This window comes from Acidovorax sp. 69, assembly GCF_002797445.1.
Classification (GTDB): Bacteria; Pseudomonadota; Gammaproteobacteria; order Burkholderiales; family Burkholderiaceae_C; genus Acidovorax.
This window is the reverse complement of the sequence record NZ_PGEP01000001.1, coordinates 4,110,815-4,133,408: the sequence shown is the minus strand read 5'-3', so window position 1 is coordinate 4,133,408 and position 22,594 is coordinate 4,110,815. Positions and strand designations below refer to the sequence as shown.

The 22,594-nt window shown below is 61.3% G+C and carries 20 protein-coding genes and 1 pseudogene; 11 read left to right on the top strand and 10 right to left on the bottom strand.

What is annotated here, in order from left to right; translation table 11 throughout:
• Nucleotides 1-47: 47 nt before the first annotated feature.
• Nucleotides 48-1,097, bottom strand: coding sequence for a bifunctional nicotinamide-nucleotide adenylyltransferase/Nudix hydroxylase (locus tag CLU85_RS19005; RefSeq protein WP_100411635.1), 1,050 nt, complete (start codon nucleotides 1,095-1,097; stop codon nucleotides 48-50).
• 108 nt (nucleotides 1,098-1,205) lie between these two features.
• Nucleotides 1,206-2,906 (bottom strand): NAD+ synthase, encoded by a 1,701-nt coding sequence (locus tag CLU85_RS19000; RefSeq protein WP_100412647.1) that lies wholly within the window; start codon nucleotides 2,904-2,906, stop codon nucleotides 1,206-1,208.
• Between the two features lie 335 nt (nucleotides 2,907-3,241).
• Here CLU85_RS19000 and CLU85_RS18995 point away from each other — a divergent pair, with 335 nt between their 5' ends.
• Nucleotides 3,242-4,483 (top strand): diguanylate cyclase, encoded by a 1,242-nt coding sequence (locus CLU85_RS18995; RefSeq protein ID WP_100411634.1) that lies wholly within the window; start codon nucleotides 3,242-3,244, stop codon nucleotides 4,481-4,483.
• A 59-nt stretch (nucleotides 4,484-4,542) separates the two neighbouring features.
• Here the strand turns inward: CLU85_RS18995 and CLU85_RS18990 are convergent, their stop codons facing one another.
• The 3 genes from CLU85_RS18990 to metK form a co-directional block, all read right to left on the bottom strand.
• Complete coding sequence (locus tag CLU85_RS18990) at nucleotides 4,543-4,998, bottom strand: hemerythrin domain-containing protein (protein ID WP_100411633.1); 456 nt, start codon at nucleotides 4,996-4,998, stop codon at nucleotides 4,543-4,545.
• 55 nt (nucleotides 4,999-5,053) lie between these two features.
• Nucleotides 5,054-5,239: a DUF1328 domain-containing protein gene (locus tag CLU85_RS18985; RefSeq protein ID WP_100411632.1), complete on the bottom strand. Its 186-nt coding sequence runs from the start codon at nucleotides 5,237-5,239 to the stop codon at nucleotides 5,054-5,056.
• A gap of 414 nt (nucleotides 5,240-5,653) precedes the next feature.
• On the bottom strand, nucleotides 5,654-6,835 hold the full coding sequence (metK, locus tag CLU85_RS18980; RefSeq protein ID WP_100411631.1) for a methionine adenosyltransferase: 1,182 nt from the start codon (nucleotides 6,833-6,835) through the stop codon (nucleotides 5,654-5,656).
• A gap of 132 nt (nucleotides 6,836-6,967) precedes the next feature.
• Here metK and CLU85_RS18975 point away from each other — a divergent pair, with 132 nt between their 5' ends.
• Both CLU85_RS18975 and CLU85_RS18970 read left to right on the top strand, forming a co-directional pair.
• Entirely contained in the window at nucleotides 6,968-7,822 is an 855-nt protein-coding gene (locus CLU85_RS18975) for a lysophospholipid acyltransferase family protein (RefSeq protein WP_100411630.1), read from the top strand.
• Nucleotides 7,819-8,688 (top strand): lipid A biosynthesis acyltransferase, encoded by an 870-nt coding sequence (locus CLU85_RS18970; protein WP_100411629.1) that lies wholly within the window; start codon nucleotides 7,819-7,821, stop codon nucleotides 8,686-8,688. Before CLU85_RS18975 ends, CLU85_RS18970 begins: the two co-directional genes overlap by 4 nt.
• 50 nt (nucleotides 8,689-8,738) lie before the next feature.
• On the opposite strand, the gene CLU85_RS18965 is transcribed toward CLU85_RS18970, so the two are convergent.
• Nucleotides 8,739-9,647, bottom strand: coding sequence for an alpha/beta fold hydrolase (locus tag CLU85_RS18965; protein WP_100411628.1), 909 nt, complete (start codon nucleotides 9,645-9,647; stop codon nucleotides 8,739-8,741).
• 50 nt (nucleotides 9,648-9,697) lie between these two features.
• Nucleotides 9,698-10,456 (bottom strand): ribosome biogenesis GTP-binding protein YihA/YsxC, encoded by a 759-nt coding sequence (gene yihA, locus CLU85_RS18960; RefSeq protein ID WP_232727866.1) that lies wholly within the window; start codon nucleotides 10,454-10,456, stop codon nucleotides 9,698-9,700.
• 72 nt (nucleotides 10,457-10,528) lie between these two features.
• Here yihA and CLU85_RS18955 point away from each other — a divergent pair, with 72 nt between their 5' ends.
• The 5 genes and pseudogenes from CLU85_RS18955 (at nucleotide 10,529) to CLU85_RS18935 (ending at nucleotide 16,636) form a co-directional block, all read left to right on the top strand.
• A complete protein-coding gene (locus CLU85_RS18955) occupies nucleotides 10,529-11,158 on the top strand; it encodes a cytochrome c (protein WP_100411627.1) in 630 nt (209 codons plus the stop codon).
• A gap of 134 nt (nucleotides 11,159-11,292) precedes the next feature.
• Nucleotides 11,293-13,445, top strand: a pseudogene (locus tag CLU85_RS18950) (cytochrome c biogenesis protein ResB).
• On the top strand, nucleotides 13,442-14,779 hold the full coding sequence (gene ccsB / locus CLU85_RS18945; protein ID WP_100411626.1) for a c-type cytochrome biogenesis protein CcsB: 1,338 nt from the start codon (nucleotides 13,442-13,444) through the stop codon (nucleotides 14,777-14,779). Before CLU85_RS18950 ends, ccsB begins: the two are co-directional and overlap by 4 nt.
• Before the next feature lie 142 nt (nucleotides 14,780-14,921).
• The gene (gene msrP, locus CLU85_RS18940) at nucleotides 14,922-15,926 is read left to right on the top strand and encodes a protein-methionine-sulfoxide reductase catalytic subunit MsrP (protein ID WP_100411625.1); all 1,005 of its coding nucleotides are present in this window, start codon (nucleotides 14,922-14,924) and stop codon (nucleotides 15,924-15,926) included.
• Nucleotides 15,927-15,985: 59 nt separating this feature from the next.
• Complete coding sequence (locus CLU85_RS18935; RefSeq protein WP_100411624.1) at nucleotides 15,986-16,636, top strand: sulfite oxidase heme-binding subunit YedZ; 651 nt, start codon at nucleotides 15,986-15,988, stop codon at nucleotides 16,634-16,636.
• A gap of 73 nt (nucleotides 16,637-16,709) precedes the next feature.
• On the opposite strand, the gene CLU85_RS18930 is transcribed toward CLU85_RS18935, so the two are convergent.
• Both CLU85_RS18930 and CLU85_RS18925 read right to left on the bottom strand, forming a co-directional pair.
• Nucleotides 16,710-17,537, bottom strand: coding sequence for an MBL fold metallo-hydrolase (locus CLU85_RS18930; RefSeq protein ID WP_100411623.1), 828 nt, complete (start codon nucleotides 17,535-17,537; stop codon nucleotides 16,710-16,712).
• 114 nt (nucleotides 17,538-17,651) lie between these two features.
• Nucleotides 17,652-17,861 (bottom strand): lipoprotein, encoded by a 210-nt coding sequence (locus tag CLU85_RS18925; RefSeq protein ID WP_100411622.1) that lies wholly within the window; start codon nucleotides 17,859-17,861, stop codon nucleotides 17,652-17,654.
• Between the two features lie 12 nt (nucleotides 17,862-17,873).
• On the opposite strand from CLU85_RS18925, the gene cyaY reads away from it, so the two are divergent.
• Nucleotides 17,874-18,203: an iron donor protein CyaY gene (cyaY, locus tag CLU85_RS18920; RefSeq protein ID WP_100411621.1), complete on the top strand. Its 330-nt coding sequence runs from the start codon at nucleotides 17,874-17,876 to the stop codon at nucleotides 18,201-18,203.
• A gap of 43 nt (nucleotides 18,204-18,246) precedes the next feature.
• Here cyaY and CLU85_RS18915 read toward each other — a convergent pair whose 3' ends face one another.
• Nucleotides 18,247-20,640: a penicillin-binding protein 1A gene (locus tag CLU85_RS18915; protein WP_100411620.1), complete on the bottom strand. Its 2,394-nt coding sequence runs from the start codon at nucleotides 20,638-20,640 to the stop codon at nucleotides 18,247-18,249.
• A gap of 269 nt (nucleotides 20,641-20,909) precedes the next feature.
• Here CLU85_RS18915 and CLU85_RS18910 point away from each other — a divergent pair, with 269 nt between their 5' ends.
• Both CLU85_RS18910 and CLU85_RS18905 read left to right on the top strand, forming a co-directional pair.
• Nucleotides 20,910-21,989 (top strand): pilus assembly protein PilM, encoded by a 1,080-nt coding sequence (locus tag CLU85_RS18910; protein ID WP_100411619.1) that lies wholly within the window; start codon nucleotides 20,910-20,912, stop codon nucleotides 21,987-21,989.
• Entirely contained in the window at nucleotides 21,986-22,594 is a 609-nt protein-coding gene (locus CLU85_RS18905; protein WP_100411618.1) for a PilN domain-containing protein, read from the top strand. Before CLU85_RS18910 ends, CLU85_RS18905 begins: the two co-directional genes overlap by 4 nt.

Sequence of the window (22,594 nt, the reverse complement as noted above, 5' to 3'; positions counted from 1 at the left end):
AGGGCTTGGCAAAGGCAGGGTTCGCCCTGTCTTTTTCGTTTCCCGGGCTATGCGTTAGACGTGACCGAGCCCGTCAACCCCAGGAAATGATCCAGCATGTGGAAGTGGTCTTCAAAGAACTCCTCTTCCAGACCCGCAAGCTGGTCAATGCGCGTCCACTGTACCAGCGCCGCATCGTCGTCGGCCTGCACCACCGGAAACGGCGCGTCCCCCAGATCGAAGTAGTGCGCGTGCGTCAGCGTGCGACCGCGCTGGCTGCGGTCGGGGTGGTCGAACACGGCCACCGATTGCAGCGCGGCGCGCATCGTGGTTTCCGGCACATTGCAGTGGGTTTCTTCCGTCAATTCGCGCAGGCATGACTGCCACACCGTTTCGCGCTGTTCGATAAAACCACCGGGCACGGCCAGCTGGCCTTTGCCGGGGGCGTGTGCGCGGCGTATGAGCAACACATGGTCCTGGCAGCCCAGCACGGCATCGACCGTCACGAACACGGGCGGGTAGGGTGCGGCGGCCCAGGCCTCGCGGTATCCGCGAAGCATCTGCCATTCTTGTTGCAGCGCCAGGTACTGCGGGGTCTGCGCAAAGTTGGTCAGCGTGGCCAGCGTGCTGGCGGGCATCTGGTTGGCCAGGGGGGCGAGGGCCGCCGGTACGGTGTCGGGGCTTGCTCCAAACCAGGCGTTGCGAATTGCGGTGGCGTCGATCGGGCCCTGGCGCTCTACATGGATCAGCTCCCAGCCGGGGAACGCGCTCAGGTAGCCACTGGTGGCGTCTTTGAAGTGGCCCACCAGGCCGATGCGCGCACCGGGTGGGGCCATGCGTGCCACGCCCTGGCGCACGGCCTGTACCCACACGGCCTCGTTGTAGTAGTCGCGCATGGGCAGCACCCTCACGCGGCTGCGGTCGGCCTCGGGCAGCGCGCCGCGCAGCATGGCTTCGCGCTCTTGCCAGGTAAAAGGGTTCTTGGGAGAGCGCGCCTGCCAGGCCGAGCCCACCACCACGATGACCTGCTGCGCGCTGTCGAGCGCGCGCTGCAACAGCGCCATGTGGCCGCTGTGCACGGGTTCAAAACGCCCGATGTAGATGGCAGTGTCGACCATGTGTCTCCAATCGTTGTCGGGTGATTTTGAAGTGTTTTTGGCTGCTAGCGCTTATCCATAAAGCGCTAGCAGCTATCTTTTTGGTAGTAATTTTACCGTGGAGCCGTTTCACACATACCGCGCTGCAATCGGCATCTGCCGCCCGCTGCCAAAGGCCCGGGCCCGCACGCGCACGATGGGCGGGGCCTGGCGGCGCTTGTATTCGTTGCGCGCCACCATCCTGCGCACGCGCTGCACCAGGGCGTGGCCAGCGTCGTCGGTGTATAGCTGCGCGACAAATGCCTTGGCGGCGGCGTGTTCGGCGGCGGAAAGGCGGTCGCCTTCAATCAGGAGCTTCAGGATTTCATCGAGCACAGGATACGGCGGCAAACTGTCTGTATCGCGCTGGTCGGGCGCCAGTTCGGCGGACGGCTCTTTGTCGATGATGGCCTGCGGAATCAGCTCGCGCCCTGTGTGTTCGTTGACGTGGCGCGAGAGGGCAAAAACCTCTGTCTTGTAGAGGTCGCCAATCAGGCCCAGCCCGCCGTTGGTGTCGCCATACAGGGTGCAGTAGCCCACTGAAATTTCGGACTTGTTGCCCGTGGTGAGCAGCAGGTGGCCAAAGGCGTTGGAGTATTCCATCAGCACCGTGCCGCGAACGCGCGCCTGTAGGTTTTCGAGCGGCAGGCCTTGCAGCGGCTTGTCAAAGCTCGCTGCAAACTGCTGGGCGTAGCCTGCCACCAAGTCGGCAATGGGATGGGTGCGCAGTTTTACCCCCAGGTTGTGGCACAGCGCCACCGAATCATCGACCGAGCCGCTGCTGGAATAGCGCGAGGGCATGGTGATCCCCACCACGTTGTCGGCACCCAGCGCCTCCACCGCCAGTGCGAGCGTGAGCGCGCTGTCGATGCCGCCCGAGCTGCCGACCACCACCTGCGTAAAGCCGCAGCGCCGTGCGTAGTCGCGCAAGCCCAGCACCATCTGCTGGCGGTAGAAGTCCATGGTGGGCAGGCCCTGTGCGGGCACCTGGGCAGGCGCTGCGCCATCGGCCATGCGGAAGTGGCCATTGTCAAACTGCAGGGTGCGCACGTCTTCCACAAACCGCTGGGCTTCAAAGACGATGCCTGCCTCGGGCTCGGCCGCAAACGATGCACCGTCGTACACGAGCTGGTCGTGCCCGCCGATCTGGTTCACATACAGGATGGGCAGGCCGTGGCGGCGGGCGGCGTCGCCAAAGATTTGGTGGCGCTGTTCGCGTTTGCCGGTGTGGCTGGGGCTGGCGTTGATGCTGACGACCAGGTCGGGCGCGGCGTCGCGCATGCGCTCGAAGGGGTTGGTGGCGTAGTCGGCACCGTGGTCGTTCCAGCCGTCTTCGCAGATCAGCAGGCCCACTTGCGCGTTGCCGATGCGCAGCACCTTGGCCACATCGGGGCCGGGCTCGAAATGGCGGCGCTCGTCGAAGATGTTGTAGGTGGGCAGCAGCTGCTTGGCGTATTGCAGGCGTACCGCACCGCCTTGCAGTACCAGCAGGCTGTTGTGAAGTTTTTTGCCCGGGCCGCTGGTGGGCGTGGGCGCACCCACCACCCAGTGCAGTTGCGGCAGTGCGGCGGATGCCTTCTGCAGCGTGGCAATGCCTGCGGCGATGCGTTCCTGGAATGCGGTTTCCTCCAGCAGGTCACCGGGGTAGTAGCCGCACAGCGACAGCTCGCTGAACACGATGAGGTTGGCCTGCTCGCGTGCGGCCTGCTGCGCGGCCGCCACCATGCGGGCCACGTTGCCTTCGATGTCACCGACGGTGAGGTTGAGTTGGGCGATGGTGATGCGAAGCATGGTCTGGTCCTTGGGGCCCGTGGTTGACGGGGGGCCGTTGGTGCGAATGGGCGCGGCCGGTTTCATCGTCGCACAGTGTGGCCCCGGGTTTTCAAGTGCAACCGGCTCGGTGCTACGGGGTTGTCGGCCGCGTGGCCCCCGGGCCAGGGTGCCGTCCGGGCGCGGGAGGCGGTGGCAGGCGCCCTGGGCACAAAAAGGTGGACCGGCCCCGTGAAATCTGGCACAAACGCAAACTTTGTGTCCCATGAATGATGGGTGCGCGCCGCGCGAGCAGGGGCGCCCCCGCAGCATCGCCAACCATAAGCCAGCCCGACGCTGGCGCCTGAGGGAAATGCATGTCTTTGCGGCTTAAATTCAACCTGGTGCTGGCGGCTGTGCTGCTGGTGGCCGCGGCGGGTGCGGGGCTCTACGTGCACCGCTTTTTGCAGCAGTCGGCCATCGAGGAAGTGCAGCACAACTCGCAGATCATGATGCATGCGGCCATGGCGATCCGGGACTACACCACCGAACTCGTCAAGCCGCACCTGGATGTGACGCTGGCCGAAAAATTTCTGCCGCAAACCGTGCCCGCCTATGCCGCGACCGAGACGCTGCGCCGCTTGCAGAACCGGTTCCCGGGCTATGAGTACAAGGAGGCGGTGCTCAACCCCACCAACCTGCGTGACCGGGCCAACGAGTGGGAAGAGCGGGTCATCAGCGACTTTCGCGAAGGCCGTGCCGACCCCAAGAAAGAGATCACAGGGGAGGTGGGTGAGGGTATGCACCGCGCCATGTATGTGGCGCGTCCCATCACGATCAAGCAGGCCCAGTGTTTGGCTTGCCACAGCACACCGGCCGTGGCGCCGCCCACCATGCTCAAGGTGTATGGCGACAAAAATGGTTTTGGCTGGGGCATGAATGAGACGGTGGGCATCCAGGTGGTCAAGGTGCCGATGTACTTCCCGCTGGAGAAGGCGCGTCAGACTTTCAACACAGTGATGGCTGCGCTCGTGGGCAGTTTTGTGCTGCTGTTCGTGGGGTTGAACCTGTCGCTGTCGTCACTGGTGATCGAGCCCATGGCGCGACTCAACCGCAAGCTCGAAGACCTGGCTACCAAGGACTTCCTGACCGATCTGGTCAATCGCCGTCGCTTCTTCGAGAGGCTGGAGACCGAGATGGCCGATACCCGCATCAAAAAGGGTCATCTGTCGGTGGTGATGTTTGACATCGATTTTTTCAAGCGCATCAACGATACGTTTGGGCATGACTCGGGCGATGTGGTGCTCAAGAGCACAGCGCTGCGTGTGCGCGAACTGCTGCGCACGTCCGACTGCGCGGCACGTTTCGGGGGCGAGGAGTTCATCATTTTGCTCAAGGAGACGCCAGTGGACGCAGCCATGGCAATGGCTGAAGCGGTCCGCGCCCGCATTGCGAGCGTCCCCTTCGATGCCGTGGGCCATGTCAGCGCCAGCTTTGGCGTAGCGACCTGGGACCACAGGGAAGACAGCCACGCCCTGATCAAACGTGCGGACACCGCCTTGTACGTGGCCAAGTCGAGCGGCCGCAACTGCGTGGTGCAGGCCAAAGAAGCGGTGTGACCTTTTCCCTGGCGGGTGGGGGTCGCAAACCGGGTGTGATCACCACTGCGCGCAGTGGCTCAGGCCATCGTGGCCTTGGCGTCTTCATAGTCGGCCCGGTAGCTTTTTGCCAGCGCGGCTTTCTGCGTTTCTGTGAGCAGTTTTCCGGCCATCTGGAAGAACCGGTGTTCTTCTTCTTTCAGATGGTGCTCCACCTTTTCGGCTAGTTTTTTTGCCAGCGGTAGCCATGCGGGGCTGGAGAGTTCGGTGTCTTCCAGCGACTCCACCAGCTCGTCGATCTGGTGGTGCTCCGAGATGGCGTGGCGCGACAGGTCAATGCCTGCATCGTGCGCCATCAGCGGCACGTAGAAGTGGCGGTCCTCGGCCATGGCATGGGCGGCCAGCTCGGTCTTGAGTTCGTCAAATAGCTCGCGCCGCTCGGGGGTGTCTCCGCTGGTGTCGGTGAGTGCGGTGTATAGCGCGCGCTGGCGTTCGTGGCTTTCGCGCAAGGCTTCAAAGATATGGGTGTTGGTCATGGTGGGGTCGGTTGGAGTGGTGTGGTTTGTGCCGCAAGGCGATGGCGAGAGTTGTTTACTTCAGCACCTTGCGTGCTGCGCCTACACCGATGGCTGCCAGAACCACAAACACCACGGCAACCACCAGAAACAACACAAACAGTACCTTGGCGATGCCCGCCGCGCCCACGGCGACACCGCTGAAACCCAGGGCGCCTGCCACCAGGGAGATCAGGGCAAAAATGATGGCGTACTTCAGCATGATGGTCGCTCCTTGCAGTGGACGGTCTGGCAGCGTGAGGCTGCGAAAGGGTGTGCAGGAACGATACCGGTGGGCCATCGGAGCAGCCGTCAGATCGGGCGGGCTGTTGTTGTAGGAGAGGGGCGATGTCAGGCGTGATGCGCCAAAAGAAAAGCCGCAACGCGGGGCGTTGCGGCTTGGGGGTTGTTACGGCTCTGACGGTTTTTGGGTCTCCGCTCACATCGCTGCGCGATATGAGCTTCGTCCACGTACGGAAAGCCGCGCGATGCGAGGAGGGCTTACAGCCCTGCTGCCGCGCGTAGTGCGGCAGCCTTGTCCGTACGTTGGCTGCGGCACGGGCCTTGCGGCCCTTCACATCGCTGCGCGATATGAGCCTGCGCCGAAAGCCGGACAAGCTCGCTTCGCTCGTGGCCTTTACAGGCCCGCTGCTGCGCGCAGCGCAGCAGCCTTGTCCGTCTTTTCCCAGCTGAACTCGGGTTCTTCGCGGCCGAAGTGGCCGTAGGCCGCCGTCTTTTCGTAGATCGGGCGCAGCAGGTCCAGCATCTGGATGATGCCCTTGGGGCGCAGGTCGAAATGCTCGCGCACCAGTGCGGCCAGGCGCTCGTCCGACACCACGCCCGTACCTTCGGTGTACACGGTGATGTTCATGGGCTCGGCCACGCCAATCGCGTAGGCCACCTGGATCTGGCACTGGCGGGCCAGGCCCGCGGCCACGATGTTCTTGGCCACGTAGCGCGCGGCGTAGGCGGCCGAGCGGTCCACCTTCGTTGGGTCTTTGCCGCTGAAGGCGCCGCCGCCGTGGGGGCAGGCACCGCCGTAGGTGTCCACAATGATCTTGCGGCCGGTCAGTCCACAGTCGCCCTGGGGGCCGCCGATGACGAAGCGGCCGGTGGGGTTGATCAGGTAGCGCGTGTTCTGCAGCCACTCCTTGGGCAGCACGGGCTTGATGATCTCTTCGATGATGGCTTCGGTGAACGAGGCCTTCATCTTGGTTTGCGTTTCGCTCTGGTCGGGGTGGTGCTGGGTGGAGAGCACCACGGTGTCGATACTGTGGGGCTTGCCATCCACATAGCGCATCGTCACTTGCGACTTGGCGTCAGGGCGCAGGAAGGGCAGGCGGCCGTCCTTGCGCAGCTGGGCCTGGCGTTCGACGAGGCGGTGCGCGTAGTAGATGGGCGCGGGCATCAGCTCAGGCGTTTCGTCGCAGGCGTAGCCGAACATCAGGCCCTGGTCGCCAGCGCCCGTGTTCAGGTGGTCGTCGCTGGCATGGTCCACGCCCTGGGCGATGTCGTTGGACTGCTTGTCATAGGCCACCAGCACGGCGCAGCCCTTGTAGTCGATGCCGTAGTCGGTGTTGTCGTAGCCGATGCGCTTGATGGTGTCGCGCGCCACCTGGATGTAGTCCACATGCGCGTTGGTGGTGATCTCGCCCGCCAGCACCACGAGACCGGTGTTGGTCAGCGTTTCTGCGGCGACGCGCGAGCGGGGGTCTTCCTTGAAGATCGCATCGAGAATCGCGTCCGAGATCTGGTCGGCCACCTTGTCGGGATGGCCTTCGGAGACGGATTCCGAGGTAAAAAGAAAGTCGTTCGCCATTTGAATAAACTCCTGTGTTCCGGCATTTGGGGCGTTGCCCTCACCCCGAAGGAGCTTTGGCGAACGCTTTAGCAGATTTTTTTAACGTCGCCCTGCAAGTTGCTCATTTAACTCAGCGACCCCTCTATTTTAATGCCAGTCGTCTTTCGATTCTTTTCCGTATTTCCGCTGTGGTTGCTGCACATCATGGGCGCGGCGATGGGCTGGGTGGCTTTTTGTGCGTCGCCCACGTACCGGCGCCGTTTCCTGGCCAACTCGACGATGGCTGGTTATTCGTTCTGCGCCGTGCGTGCCGCCGTGGCCCATGCCGGCCGCATGGTGGCCGAGCTGCCGCGTCTGTGGCTGGGCGCCCCCATGCCCTGCCGCATCGAAGGTGAGGCCTGTGTGGAGCAGGCCTATGCAGCCGGGCGCGGCATTCTGTACCTGACGCCACATCAGGGGTGCTTCGAGCTGTCGGCCCAGGCAGCGGCCCGGCGCTGGAGCGCGGAGCGCGGCCCCATCACCGTGCTGTACCGCCCTGCGCGCCAGGCCTGGCTGGCCAAGGTCATGGAAACTGCGCGCAACCGCCCCGGCATGCTGGCCGTGCCCACTACGCTGGCGGGGGTGCGCCAGATGATCAAGGCCCTGCGCCGGGGCGAGGCCGTCGGCCTGTTGCCTGACCAGGTTCCGCCCGCGGGCCAGGGGCAGTGGGCGCCTTTTTTTGGCCGCGACGCGTACACCATGACCCTGGCCGTGCGCCTGGCCCAGCAGACCGGTGCCGCCGTGGTGCTGGTACGCTGCGAGCGGCTTTCGTGGGGGAAAGGCTTCGTGACCCATTTCGAACCGCTGGCGCAGCCCTTGTCCGATCAATTGGAAGCTGCCGTTGTGCAGATCAACCAGGCCATGGAACATCTCATCCGTCAGTGCCCCGAGCAGTATCTTTGGGGCTACGCGCGTTACAAGCAGCCGCGCGCTGAGGCAGTGCCTGCTGAGGGAGCTGCCGCATGACGGGGCGCCTGGGCGTATGGTTCATGAGCGTGCTGGCGCTTCTGCCGCTGCCTGTGCTGCGCGGCATGGGTTGGCTGCTGGGGCAGGTGGCCTTTGTGCTGGTGGCACCCCGGCGCAGGGTGGCGCTGCGTAACCTGGCGCTGTGTTTCCCCGACTGGACCGAGACGCGCCGCCGCGCTGTGGCGCGCGCCAGTTTTGTGGTGTTCTGCCAGACCTGGCTGGACCGCAGCTGGCTCTGGGCCGCGCCGCGTGTGGTCGTGGAGCGGCGCGTGCGCCTGACCGGCGCCGTGCACGAGCTGGAGGGCGACACGCCTACCATCCTGTTTGCGCCGCACTTCTGCGGCATGGATGCAGGGGGCCTGGCGCTGCCGTTGCATTCGAGCCGTGCGTTCACGTCCATTTTTGCCACCCACCCCGATCCTGCGGTGGATGGCTGGTTCATGGCCGGGCGCCAGCGTTTTGGTGATGTGCGCATGCTCAACCGTTCCGATGGCGTCAAGCCGATCATCGCCAACCTGCGCAAAGGCGGTCTGCTGTACCTGTTGCCCGACATGGACTACGGCCGCAATGATTCGGTGTTTGTGCCGTTCTACGGCGTGACGGCGGCCACCATTCCGTCGCTGTCGCGTTTTGCGCGGCTGGGGCGCGCCAAGGTGGTGGGCGTGTATTCGCGCATGACGCCTACCGGCTACGTGGCCGAGGTCTCGCCCGCCTGGGCGAACTACCCCACCGATGATGCCGAGGCCGACACCCTGCGCATGAACCACGAGCTGCAGGCCGTTATCAACACCATGCCCGAGCAGTATTACTGGGTGCACAAGCGTTTCAAGACACGGCCCGAAGGCGAGCCGTCGGTCTACGGCTGAATAGTTGGTGCCAAAAAGGCTTCCGGCGCTTATCCATCAAGCGCAAGCAGCTATTGTTTTGATTGCAAAAAGCGTTGCAGCTCTATCGCCACGCGTTCTGGGTGCTCATGCACGATCCAGTGCGAGGCCTTCTCCACCGGGTGCAGCTCCAGCTGCGGCACCCAGCCGGGCAGGCCGTCGAGCAGGCCGGGTAGCAGCGCGGGGTCGTCCATGCCCCACAGCACCAGCGTGGGCAGCGTCACCGTCAACATGGAGTCGGGCAGGGTGATGGCCTTTGCGCCCAGGTCTCCATCGCGCGGTGGGCGCATGGGGCTGGCGCGGTAGTAGTTGCAGGCGCCGGTCAGACCCTGCTGCCACAGGGCGCGGTACTGGGCACGCACGCTGTCGGTCAACCATCCCGGGGCGCTGCCATCCGGAGCGTTGAAAAAGGCGAAAAGCCGGCGGAAGTCGTCTTCGGCCAGCAGCGCCTCGGCGTCAGGCCTGCACAGAAAGTGCATGTACTGGCTGCCCGCCTGCTGGGCCGGGTTGTGCTGGAGTTCGCGCAAGAAGGCGCCGGGATGCGGGGAGTTGATGATGGCCAGCCGCTTCATGAGCTGCGGCTGCTGGTTGGCCAGGTTCCAGGCCACAGCCCCGCCCCAATCGTGCGCCACCAGGCATTCCAGGGCACCGCCAGGGCATTCGTGGGCTATGAGCGCCACCAGGTCCTGCACCAGGTGTTTGGCGCGATAGGCGTCCACCTCGGCCGGGCTGCTGGAGGAGCCAAACCCGCGCAAATAGGGTGCTACGCAGCGATAGCCGCCGTTTTCAGGGCGGGCAAAGTGCAGCAGCATCTCGTCCCAGATGAAGGCGCCCTCCGGAAAACCGTGTAAAAACAGCAACACGGGGCGACCGGCCACACCGCTCACGCGGCAGTGCAGGGTGGTTCCGTGCGGCAGGGGGACAGGGTGATTTTGAATCATAGCGCTACGCATTTAATAGCTAGTAGCGCCTGATGAATAAGCGCTAGGGCCTAATTTTGCTGAATATCCTCGGAATCGGGCGACGCGGGGGCATCGATGGCGGTACTGCCTGCGTCGGGTGCCGTGCCCCCTGCGGGTAGCGCCGGGTGCGCCCATTGCCACAGCAGTTGAGCCACTTCGTCCACGCCTTGCTTCTTGAGGGCCGAGAACATCTTCACCTCTCCGCCGCCCGCGTTCAGTCGCGTAATCGACAGCACCTTGACCTGCTCGGCGCGGGTAAGCTTGTCGGCCTTGGTCAACACAATGAGGAATTTCAGGCCTTCTTCGACCCGGGGGCGCAGCACTTCGAGCAGCGCCTCGTCCAGCTCGGTCAGCCCGAGCCGGGGGTCACACAGCAAGACGATGCCGGTGAGCCCGGGGCGGCTCACCAGGTAATTCACCATCACCTGCTGCCAGCGCACCTTGTCTGACCGCGACACCTTTGCATAGCCATAGCCGGGCAGATCGGCCAGTACCGCGTCGGTTACGCCATGCTTGCCCAGCGAGAACAGGTTGATGTGCTGTGTACGCCCCGGCCTTTTGGAGGCAAACGCCAGCTGCTTTTGCTGTGTGAGTGTGTTGATACAGGTGGATTTACCCGCGTTGGAGCGGCCCACAAAGGCGATCTCGGGCACGTCGACGGGGGGCAGGTGGTGCAGCTGCGCGGCCGTGGTCAGGAACTTTGCGGTGTGCATCCAGCCCATGGCGATCTTGGCGTCGGGTGCGGGCGGAAGGGAGCCAGCAACTGGCGCGATGGAGGATGTCGTCATGAGGAATTGGGATGCGAGGGAGCCTCATTGTAGAATCGCGGGGTTTTGCGCACATAAACACACACCCTCGATATGAAGTTGCTCGCCTCTTTGTTGACGGCTGCCGTACTGGCAGCACCTGTTTTCTCGGCCTTTGCGGCGGGCGATGCCCCCAAAGCGGCCAAGCCGGATCTCGTCAAGGGCGAGGCCAGTTTCACTGCGGTGTGCGCGGCCTGCCACAGCGCGGACGGCAACTCGGCCATTGCGGCCAACCCCAAGCTGTCCCAGCAACACCCCGAATATCTGGTCAAGCAATTGCAGGAATTCAAGTCCGGCAAACGCAACAACGCCATCATGAAGGGCTTTGCTACAGCCCTGTCAGATGACGATATGCGTAACGTGGCCTACTGGCTGGCCTCCAAGCCCGCGAAGGCTGGGTTTTCCAAGGACAAGGATCTGGTGGCCTTGGGCGAGCGTATCTACCGCGGTGGCATTTCCGACCGCAACATCGCCGCTTGTGCTGGCTGCCACAGCCCCAATGGCGCTGGCATTCCTGCGCAGTACCCCCGCCTGTCGGGCCAGCATGCCGACTACACGGTGTCGCAGCTGAACATGTTCCGCGACGGTTCCCGCGCCAACAGCATCCAGATGACCCAGGTGGCTGCCAAGCTGAACGACAAGGAAATCAAGGCCGTGGCGGATTACATCGCCGGCCTGCGCTGATCTCTGAGCGCTACCCGTAGCCCGGGGTCCGGGCTGCACGGAACCAACCGCCAATAACAAACCCAAAAAGGGCGGGTCCATCGCACAGATGGTCCCGCCCTTTTTCTTTCGCGCCCTGTAGCCCTTTTTTATCCATGTCTGACAACACCCAGGGCCTTAGCCTGAAGTCTGGCTCCCACGCCCTGCGCATCGGGGTTGAGCTTCTGTCTTCGATGCGATTTGCCATCTCGCTGCTCACGGTGATTTGTATCGCGTCGGTGATCGGCACGGTGCTCAAGCAGCACGAGCCGGCCGTCAACTACGTCAATCAGTTCGGGCCGTTCTGGGCTGAGCTGTTCAGCGCTATCCAACTCAATGCGGTGTACAGCGCATGGTGGTTCCTGCTGATTCTGGCTTTTCTGGTGACCAGCACATCGTTGTGCATCGCGCGCAATACGCCCAAGATCCTGGTCGATCTCAAGGCCTACAAGGAAAACATCCGCGAGCAAAGCCTCAAGGCCTTTCACCACAAAGCGCAGGCCGCCTTGCCGGGCTCCGCCGAGGTCGAGGCGCGCCGCATTGGAGCCATGCTGGCCGGTGGTGGCTGGAAAGTCCGTCTGCAGCAGCGCGACACTACCGCAGGCCCCGGTACGGGCTGGATGGTTGCCGCCAAGGCAGGTGCTGCCAACAAGATCGGCTACATCGCTGCACACAGCGCCATCGTGCTGGTGTGCCTGGGTGGTTTGCTGGACGGCGACCTGATCGTTCGCGCCCAGATGCTGCTGGGAGGCAAGACGCCCTATCAAGGCGGTGGGCTGATTGCCGACGTGAAGCCAGAGCACCGCCTGTCCGAGCGCAACCCCACCTTTCGGGGCAACCTGCTGGTGGCGGAAGGCACGCAATCGAGCACCGCCATCCTGAGCCAGTCCGACGGGGTGCTACTGCAGGACCTGCCTTTTGCGATTGAACTCAAGAAGTTCATCGTCGAGCACTACTCCACCGGCATGCCCAAGCTGTTTGCCAGCGAGATCATCATCCACGACAAGGCGACCGGCGAGAAGACGCCCGCCCGCGTCGAGGTGAATCACCCAGCCAGCTACAAAGGCGTCGAGATCTACCAGTCCAGCTTCGACGATGGTGGCTCGTTGCTCAAGCTGCGCGCCGTGCCCATGGTGGCAGGGGCCAAGGGTTTTGATGTGGAAGGCGTGGTGGGTAACTCCACACAGCTCGTCAACAAGGGCGGCGGCGCAGGCAGCGACTTGCTGACGCTGGAGTTCACGGCGCTGCGCACCATCAACGTCGAGAATTTTGGCGGCGCTGGCCCCGGCGGCAGCGGTGCCGATGTACGCAAGGTGGATCTGCGCGAGTCGGTGGAATCGCGCCTGGGTGCGGCCAACAAAACGGTCACCAAAAAAGAGCTGCGCAATGTAGGCCCCAGCGTGAGCTACAAGCTGCGCGATGCGGCAGGCCAGGCGCGCGAGTTTCACAACTACATGCTGCCGGTGGACACCGGCGATGGCGTGCCGGTGTTTTTGCTCGGCGTGCGGGAGTCTCCCGCCGACCCTTTTCGCTATCTGCGTGTGCCCGCCGATGACAAGGGCAGTGTGGATGGCTTCATGCGCATGAAGGCGACACTGGCTGACCCCGATGCCCGCGAGCAGGCGGTGCGCCGCTATGTGTCGCAGGCCATGGATTCCTCGCGCCCTGAGTTGGCCGAGCAATTGCAGCAATCTGCCGTGCGCGCGTTGGCGTTGTTTGCGGGCAAGGGCATGGTCGATGGCAAACCCACGGGGGGTTGCAAGCCGTGTCGGACTTTATGGAAGCCAATGTGCCCGAGGCCGAGCGTGCGCGGGCGGGCGAGGTGCTGGTGCGCATTCTCAACGGCACCCTGTTCGAGGTGGCCCAGTTGTCCCGCCAGCGCGCCGGTCTTCCGCCGTTGCCGCAAAACGAGCAAACCCAGGGTTTCATGACCCAGGCCGTGCTCTCGCTCAGCGATGCGCAAATCTACCCCGCGCCCATGGCCTTTGAACTCAAGGACTTCACCCAGGTGCAGGCCAGCGTCTTCCAGGTGGCGCGAGCCCCTGGCAAGAATGTTGTCTATCTGGGCTGCGCCTTGCTGATCCTGGGCGTTTTTGCCATGCTCTACATCCGCGAGCGTCGCGTGTGGGTCTGGGTGGCACCGCAGGACGGCCACACGCACGCCACCATGGCCCTGTCGACCAATCGCAAGACCATGGATGGCGACCAAGAGTTTGTACAGCTCGCACAAAAACTGATCGGGGCGTTGCCCCGCGAAGGCACAGCATGAACACCGCGACGACCACCACGATCACCCTGAACGAAGGTTTTTTCACCCGCCGAAACTGGTTTGACTGGCTGTTTGCTGCCATCGTGGCCGTGGGCGGTTTGTATACGCTGCAGCGGTATGGCAGCTTCATGGACGTGTACGAAAAGGGCATCCTGCTGGGCGCCATTCCGTGCACGATCTGGCTGGGCTGGTTCTGGCGGCCGCTGCGGGCGCTGATGCTCATCGTGGTGGCGGTGGCGCTGTTGGCGATTGGCCTGTACCAGCAAGACGGAGCGGGTAGCCTGGCGCGGGCGGACACGGTGTTTGGCCTCAAGTATTTTCTGTCGAGTCAGTCGGCCATCCTGTGGATGAGCATGCTGTTTTTCATCAGCACGGCGTTCTACTGGGTGGGCATGTTCTCGCGGGGCGAGGGCAAGACCATGAGCATGCTCGGCTCACGTATTGCCTGGGTGGCCGTGGCCATGGCGCTCATCGGTACGCTGGTGCGGTGGTATGAAAGCTATCTCATTGGCCCCGATATCGGACATATCCCTGTCAGCAATCTGTACGAAGTGTTCGTGCTGTTTTGCTGGATGACGGCGGCGTTTTATCTGTACTACGAACAACAGTACGACACGCGCGCGCTGGGCGGCTTTGTGATGCTGGTGGTCAGTGCCGCCGTGGGCTTCTTGCTCTGGTACACCGTGGTGCGTGAGGCGCATGAGATCCAGCCACTGGTCCCGGCGCTCAAGAGCTGGTGGATGAAGCTGCATGTGCCCGCCAACTTCATTGGTTATGGCACGTTTGCGTTGTCGGCCATGGTGGCGTTTGCCTACCTGATCAAACAACAGGCCACGGAAACCCGCTGGTACAAACTGGCGCCGCTGTGGCTGCTGGGCGTGGTGTTGTGTTTTGAGCCCATCGTGTTCCGCCAGGGCGCTACCGAAAACGGCGGCAGCTACTGGATGGTGTACTTCGGCATTTCGGCCTTCATCGTGGCGGGCATCCTGCTGGGCCGCAAGCGCATTGCCGCGCGCCTGCCGTCGTTCGAAATCCTGGACGACGTGATGTACAAATCCATCGCCGTGGGTTTTGCGTTCTTCACCATCGCCACGGTGCTGGGCGCCCTGTGGGCTGCCGAGGCTTGGGGTGGCTACTGGAGCTGGGACCCGAAGGAGACCTGGGCGTTGATTGTCTGGCTGAATTACGCAGCGTGGCTGCACATGCGCCTCATGAAGGGCCTGCGTGGTTCCGTGTCCGCCTGGTGGGCGCTGGTGGGCTTGGCCGTGACCACGTTCGCGTTCCTGGGCGTGAACATGTTTCTGAGCGGGCTGCACAGTTACGGAACGCTGTGATGGTTTAAGGGGGCGTCGGGCATTCGGGGTCGGGTAATAACTATTGCGTCTTCGGTGTAACCTGAGCGGTCCAGGGAACGAACTTACAGTTGCCTTGCTCTACCGCACAGCTGTTTCAACCATGCAATGACCGGAGCCCCCTATGCTGATCCCACCGCGCGACTCGGGTTTTAACCACCCGCACCCCTCTGAAATCACACCGCGCGCGGTCTATGAAGACCGTCGCCAGATGCTCAAGCTCATGGCGGGAGGAGCCGCTGGGGCCGCGATGGCGGCCTGGGCTGGCCGTGAGGCGCTGGCGCAGCAGGCTGCAGTGGCGCGCCCTGGCAAGCTGGCCGCATTGGCCGGCGCCAAGTCGGCCGTGGCCGGCGCGATGTCGATGGAGAAGCTCACTGACTATAAGGATGCGAGCACCTACAACAACTTCTATGAGTTCGGTACCGATAAGGCGGACCCAGCCCGCAACGCCCATACGCTCAAAACCGCACCGTGGACGGTAGAGGTCGAGGGCTTGGTCAAGAAACCCGGCAAATACGGCATCGAAGACCTCATCAAACTCAGCGCACAGGAAGAGCGCATCTACCGCCTGCGCTGTGTGGAGGGCTGGTCCATGGTCATCCCCTGGGTGGGGTATTCGCTGGCCGAGCTGATCAAGCGGGTGGAACCCCAGGGCAGCGCCAAGTACGTCGAGTTTGTGACGCTGGCCGATAAGGCAACGATGCCTTTTGTGGGTTCGCGTGTGCTGGACTGGCCTTATGTGGAAGGCCTGCGCATGGATGAAGCGATGCACCCTCTGACACTGCTGGCATTCGGTATGTATGGCGAGGTGCTGCCCAACCAGAACGGCGCGCCCGTGCGCCTGGTGGTGCCGTGGAAGTACGGTTTCAAAAGCGCCAAGAGCATCGTCAAGATCCGCTTTGTGGAGAAAGAACCTGGCACGGCATGGAACAAGGCCGCCCAGCAGGAGTACGGCTTTTACTCCAACGTGAACCCCAATGTGGACCACCCCCGCTGGAGCCAGGCGACCGAGCGGCGCATCGGCGAGGATGGTTTGTTTGCCAAGAAGCGCAAGACGCTGATGTTCAACGGCTATGAAGCCCAGGTGGGCCAGCTCTATGCGGGCATGGACCTGAAGAAGTTCTACTGACGTTCATTGACCTTTCGGCTGTATCCGTCGGTTTAAGTTCGGGAAAGACCCTGATCGCCATGCGAAAACTATTGCTACGCCCCTTGGCCAAACCCGTGGTGTTCGTGTTGTGCCTGCTTCCTCTGGCATGGCTTGTGTACGCGACGGTCGCAAATCTGCTGGGCGCCAACCCGGCAGAGGCGTTGATCCGTGCCACTGGCGACTGGACGTTGCGGGCTTTGTGTCTGGTGCTGGCTGTGACGCCGTTGCGTGTGATTACATCGACCCCGCAGCTAGCGCGCTTTCGGCGGATGCTGGGTTTGTTTGTGTTCTTTTACGGCGTATTGCACCTGTTGAGCTACAGCTGGTTCGACATGGGGTTCGACCTCGCGGACATCTTGCGCGATATCGCCAAGCGGCCTTTTATCCTGGTGGGAACGCTGGCCCTGTTGTTGCTGACCCTGCTGGCGGGCACGTCGTTCAATCGTGCCATCAAGGCCTTGGGCGGCAAGCGCTGGCAGGTGCTGCACCGCGCGGTATATGCCGTGGCAGGGCTTGGTATCCTGCACTTCTTCTGGATGCGCGCGGGTAAAAATAATTTTGGCGAAGTGGCGGTGTATGCGGCCATCCTGGGCACGCTGCTGGGTTGGCGCATCTGGCAGCGGCTGCGAAAGCGCAGATCTGCCCCGGCAGGTGCTGCGTCCAGACGGTCCGCCGTGGGTTCACCATGACCCATGGATTGCTCTGAAATTAATAGCTACTAGCGCACGAATATCATGCGCTAGCAGCCGATTTGGCTAAAATTTAGCCGTTGACTGCCCGCAGTGCTGGGCGCATCTGTCGAGTCACAGGGTCGATGTAAGCGGTGGGAATCTGGTAGGCGCGGTCGTCGAAAAGGTCAATGCCGCACATCAGGTTCTCGATCCACTCAAAGAAGTCATTGATGGCTTCTTTGCCCATGATCGGCGCTCCATGTTGCGGAACCAACATGGAGATGTCGAGTTGCCGCGCCATCCTCACCCACAGGCGCAGGATCTTGTTGGAAACCATGTAGCGGCGATGGAAGCCTTCCATGCGCGGGATGTGCGCCTTCAGGTCGGTGACCGGGATCCGGGCTTCGGCACCCGACATCATCGACACGCCCAGGTCTCCCGTGAACAGAATGCGGCTGACCGGGTCGTAGAAATGAAAGTTGCCTTCGGAGTGCATGAAATGCGCCGGGAGCAGCACCAGTTCGTGGCGGCCCAAAGGCAGGTGGCCCCCGCCGTCGGGTACGCCGATCACGCGGTTTTCCGTCTTGCCTACCTTGGTGAAATGGGGGGCAAAACGTTCCCACACACGGGAGATCACAAGATTCGCCTTGGTGCTGGTCATCCATCGGTCCAGCGAAGCGATGATGTCCGGGTCAGCGTGTGACGCGATCACATACGACAGTTTGTGCGGCGGGAAATGTTTGGTCATCCCCATGAACAACTCGTTGAATGCGAGGTTGCCGCCCGGGTCGATGATGGCACCCGTATCGTCGTCCACGATCAGGAATTGATTGGCCTGTACGGCCTGGCCGTCCTCCTCGATGAGGTCGGTGAACATCAGGCAAGCGTGATTCTTGTCGCGATAGAGTTCCAGGGCCATGGCTGTCCTGCTGTGCAATAAAGCGCAGACTGTACGATTACCCTTACGGTTTGTGCTTGATGGAAATCAAGTGAAACGGTATTGCCTGCATGGAGGTGCAAGCGCTCTGGCAGCTCAGCGAGGTTCTGAGGCGGTGGTGGCGGGCGCTTGCGCCGCAGTGGCAGCGTTGTTGCCTGGAGTGAGTGTCTGCGGCAGCGTGGCACGTTGGCCGGCTGCGGAAGCGGTGGGAAGATACAGCGGGCCCCGCTGGCCGCAGCCAAGGAGGGCTGCCGTACTGGCAGCAAGGACAAATGTCCTGACTAGAATTTGGTGAGCTTTCAACATGCGTAAATTGTAATGACCGACCTCGAATTCATCGACCACGCCGAGAAACTGCTGCTTGCTGTCGAGCGCAGTTGCGACCGCATCAACGACACCACGGATGCCGATGTGGACAGCCAGCGTTCGGGAAGCATGGTGACACTGACTTTTCCCAATCGCAGCCAGATCGTGATCAATCTGCAAAAGCCACTGCATGAAGTCTGGATGGCCGCCCGCTCTGGGGGCTACCACTATCGTTTCGACGGCAGCACTTGGCAGGATACCAAGGGGGCGGGAGAGTTTTTCGGGCGCCTGAGCGGCGATGCCACCGAGCAGGCTGGCACACCCTTGCAGTTTGCCGCTTGAGCGAGCCACCCGCCCGGGCGCAAAGGCTGGGCGGGCGACAAGGTTAGTTGCGGAACAAATCCAGAATTCGGCTGCGCTCTTCGGAGGGTGGCGGTGTCCGAGGTGCGATGGCCGGAGACGCGGAACGGTCTTCCAGGCCCATGCTGGCAACTCCTGCGTTGCGGGCATATTCCTCATAGAACCATTCTCCTCCGACGTTGACCACCCCCGCTGGAACCGTGGGTTCCATGACTGGCACGCCTTTGAGTGCACGCTCCATGAAGTTGATCCAGACAGGCAGGCTGAGGCCCCCGCCTGTTTCTCGGCTGCCGAGATTGCGCGGTGTGTCATAGCCAATCCATGTGACGGCCGCGATGGTGGGCTGGAAGCCTGCAAACCAGGCATCGACTGAATCGTTGGTGGTTCCGGTTTTCCCATACAAATCCGGCCGCTTGAGCGTGGCTTGTGCTCGGGCAGCGGTTCCGGATCGGGTCACTTCTTGCAGAAGACTGCTCATTACAAATGCATTGCGCGCATCAATGGCTCGGGGCTGCTCACTAGTGACCGGAGGTGTGGTCTCGGAAATCACACGGCCTTTGTGGTCGGTGACTTTGGCGATCAACCATGGGTTCACGCGGTAGCCCCCATTGGCGAAGACCGAATAGGCCGACGCCATCTGCAATGGCGTGACCGATCCCGCGCCCAGGGCCATGGTCAGATAGGCGGGGTGCTTCTCGGGGTCAAAGCCAAAGCGGCCGACCCATTCCTGTGCAGTTTTGGGCCCTACAGCTTGCAGGATGCGGATCGAGATCATGTTCTTGGACTTTGCCAGTCCCGTGCGCATGCTCATTGGCCCATCGTACTTGCCATCATAGTTTTTGGGCTCCCAGGGCTGTCCCCCAGTGACCCCGGCATCAAAGAAGAGCGGCGCGTCATTGATGACGGTGGCGGGGGTGAAGCCTTTTTCGAGGGCCGCAGAATAAATGAACGGCTTGAAGCTGGAGCCGGGCTGGCGCCATGCCTGTGCCGCGTGGTTGAACTTGTTCTTGTCGAAGTCAAAGCCCCCGACCAGGGCCCGGATGGACCCGTTGCGGGGATCAAGCGCGACAAAGGCTCCTTCCACCTCGGGGAGTTGTGTGATCTCCCATGCGTTCTTGGGTGTCTTGACCACACGAATCACGGCACCGCGACGAATCTTGATGTTTGGCGGTGCCTTGTCGCTCAGCCCTGATTGCGCGGGCTTGAGCCCATCCCCGGCAATTTCCAGAGTGTCCCCATTGGCGCGCGCTGCAAGGATCTTCCGCGGTGATGCCTCCAGCACCACGGCAGAGAGCACATCGCCATTGTCCGGATGGTTGGCCAGAGCATCGTCAATGGCGTCTTCCACTTCCTGCGGCACACTGGGAAGGGTCACAAACTTCTCTGGTCCCCGGTACTGTTGGCGTCGCTCATAGTCCATGATGCCGCGACGCAAGGCACCATAGGCAGTCTCTTGCTCAGCCGCATTCAGGGTGGTGTAAACGTTAAGCCCGCGTGTGTAAGCTTCGTTGCCATATTGCGCAAAGATCAGCTGGCGCGCCATTTCAGCCACGTACTCCGCATGAACGCGGGTGTTGTCCGGGCCGGTTCGAATCTTGAGGTCTTCTTTCTTCGCCTCAGCTGCTTGTGGCGCGGTGATAAATCCGTTTTCCTCCATGCGCTCGATGATGTATTGCTGTCGAATACGCGCACGCTTGGGATTGCTGACGGGGTTGTAAGCCGATGGCGCCTTAGGCAAACCGGCAAGCATGGCAGCCTCGGCGATCGACAAGGATTTCAGTGGCTTGCCAAAATACGCCTCGGAAGCTGCGGCAAAACCATACGCCCTATTGCCCAAGTAAATCTGATTCATGTAAATCTCAAGAATCTGATCCTTGGTCAGTAAGTGCTCCAATTTGAATGTCAGTAAGATTTCGTAAATTTTGCGTGTAAATGTTTTTTCAGATGACAGGTAAACATTACGCGCAACTTGCATGGTGATGGTGGACGCACCCTGACTTTTTACACGCCCCAAATTAGCCAATCCAGCGCGCAACACCCCTTTATAGTCGACGCCGCCATGCTGAAAGAAGCGCGCGTCTTCGATGGCAAGGACGGCGTCTTTCATGACCTTGGGGATCTCTGAAATCGGCGTGAGGTTCCTGCGCTCTTCTCCGAACTCGCCCAGCAGAGCACCTTCTGCGGAGTACACCCGCAAAGGGAGCTTGGGTCGATAGTCTGCGAGATCCGAGATGTCTGGAAGATTGGGATACGCCACCGACAGCGCCACAGCGATCGTCAGTGCCAGCCCCATGGCAGCGGCGGCGGCCAGACCTGACATCCACAAGGTGATGCGAACAAACCAGCGAAGCCAGCTAGGGCGGTGGCGAGCGGAGGATGCGTCCGACTTGTCGGAAGGCTTCGAGGGAGAGGGCGGCATATCGCTCCGGGTGGGTAAGGCCGCCCATTATAAAAATGTCTGCCCGGTGGGTACCGGAAATCTCCAAATCTGTGCGCTGCAGAGCTGCCAAAAGGCATCCGGCCATTGCTGAAGGGTATTGCCAAGCGCAGAAATTTCGTCTGCTTTTGGCAACGCTCGACAGGCGTTACAACGGGAAAAATCTTTGCTGGAGAACTATCTTACTGATAGCATTCATGTGAAGTGTTAAGTTTTGTTGCCTCATTTTGGCAAGTTACAGGGGACCAATCTTGATCTCAATGGGGTCTTTGTTCAGTCGCCAGTCAGCCCCGCTGCTGGGAATCGACATCAGCTCCTCCAGCGTCAAGCTGGTGGAGTTGGGGCGTGACCAGGCGGGCAGCCTGGTGCTAGAGCGTTGCGCAATCGAGCCGCTTGAGCGTGGCTGGATCACCGATGGCAACATCGAAAAATTTGACGAAGTCGCGGATGCTTTGCGCAGACTGGTAAAGAAAAGCGGGACGCGGACAAAGAATGTCGCACTTGCACTGCCGCCTTCGGCCGTCATCACCAAGAAGATCACGCTGCCAGGGGGGATGTCCGAGCAAGAGCTTGAGGTCCAAGTCGAATCCGAAGCCAATCAGTACATACCGTTCTCGCTAGATGAAGTGAGTCTGGATTTTTGCGTGATCGGGCCAAGTAAGAATGCGCCGGGCGATGTGGATGTGCTTATTGCTGCGTCTCGCCGTGAGAAAGTTCAAGACAGGCAGGGCCTTGCGGAGGCTGCTGGATTAAAGCCCGTAGTCGTCGATATAGAGTCCCACGCTTCCCGTCTTGCCGCAGGGCGGCTGATTGAAGCGCTGCCCAACAAGGGTGTTGATGCGATGGTGGCACTTTTCGAAGTGGGTGCTCTGACAACGAGCATGCAGGTTATTCGCAACGAAGAAGTCCTTTATGACCGCGATCAAGCATTTGGCGGAGCTCAGTTGACCCAATTGATCGTGCGTCAGTACGGTTTTTCAGTAGAAGAAGCCGAGAGCAAAAAACGCAACGGCGACCTTCCTGAAGACTATCAGTCTGCAGTGCTACGTCCATTTGTCGAAAGCATGGCACAGGAAATCGGACGGGCTTTGCAGTTTTTCTTTACCAGTACGCCACATAACCGAGTCGATCACATCATGCTTGCGGGTGGTTCCGCTCCCTTGCCAGGTCTGACTGAGGCCGTAACTCAGCAGACCGGCTTTGCGTGCAGTGCGGTCAACCCGTTTGATGGAATGGAAATAGGAAGTTCCGTCCGGTTGAAAAAAATGGTGCGTGAGGCGCCGTCTTACTTGACCTCTTGTGGGCTGGCCATGCGGAGGTTTTTGCTGTGATCTTGATCAATTTACTCCCTCACCGAGAGGAGGCTCGCAAACGTCGCAAGGAAGCCTTTCAGGCCACGATGTTTGCGTCATTTCTCTTCGGGCTGGTAATCGCTGGTGCTATCTATTGGTGGTTCCAGATGATGATTACGGATCAGCAAAATAAGAACGCTTTTCTACAAAGCGAGATTAAGGTTCTTGAAGGGCAAATAAAAGAAATCGCATCCATTGAAGATGAGATTGCATCGTTGCGCGCGCGGCAAAAAGCGGTTGAAGATCTCCAATCAGACAGAAATTTGCCTGTGCACTTGCTGACTGAATTAGTCAAGCAATTGCCGGATGGTGTCTACATTACTGCAATTAAACAGGCTGGGCAAACAATCACTATGCAGGGCATGGCCCAGTCTAACGAACGGATTTCAGAGCTGTTGCGAAATCTTGCCAACAATACACCTTGGCTTGCCAAGCCTGAATTGAGTGAGATTACCGCCAGCACCGTCTCACTGACTCAGCGTGATCAGCGGCGAGTTTCTTCTTTTAATCTCAAATTTCAACTGGTTCGGGCGAGTGATGCACAGAAAACCATAGCTGCTGCGGCTTCGTCGGGAGGGAAGTGA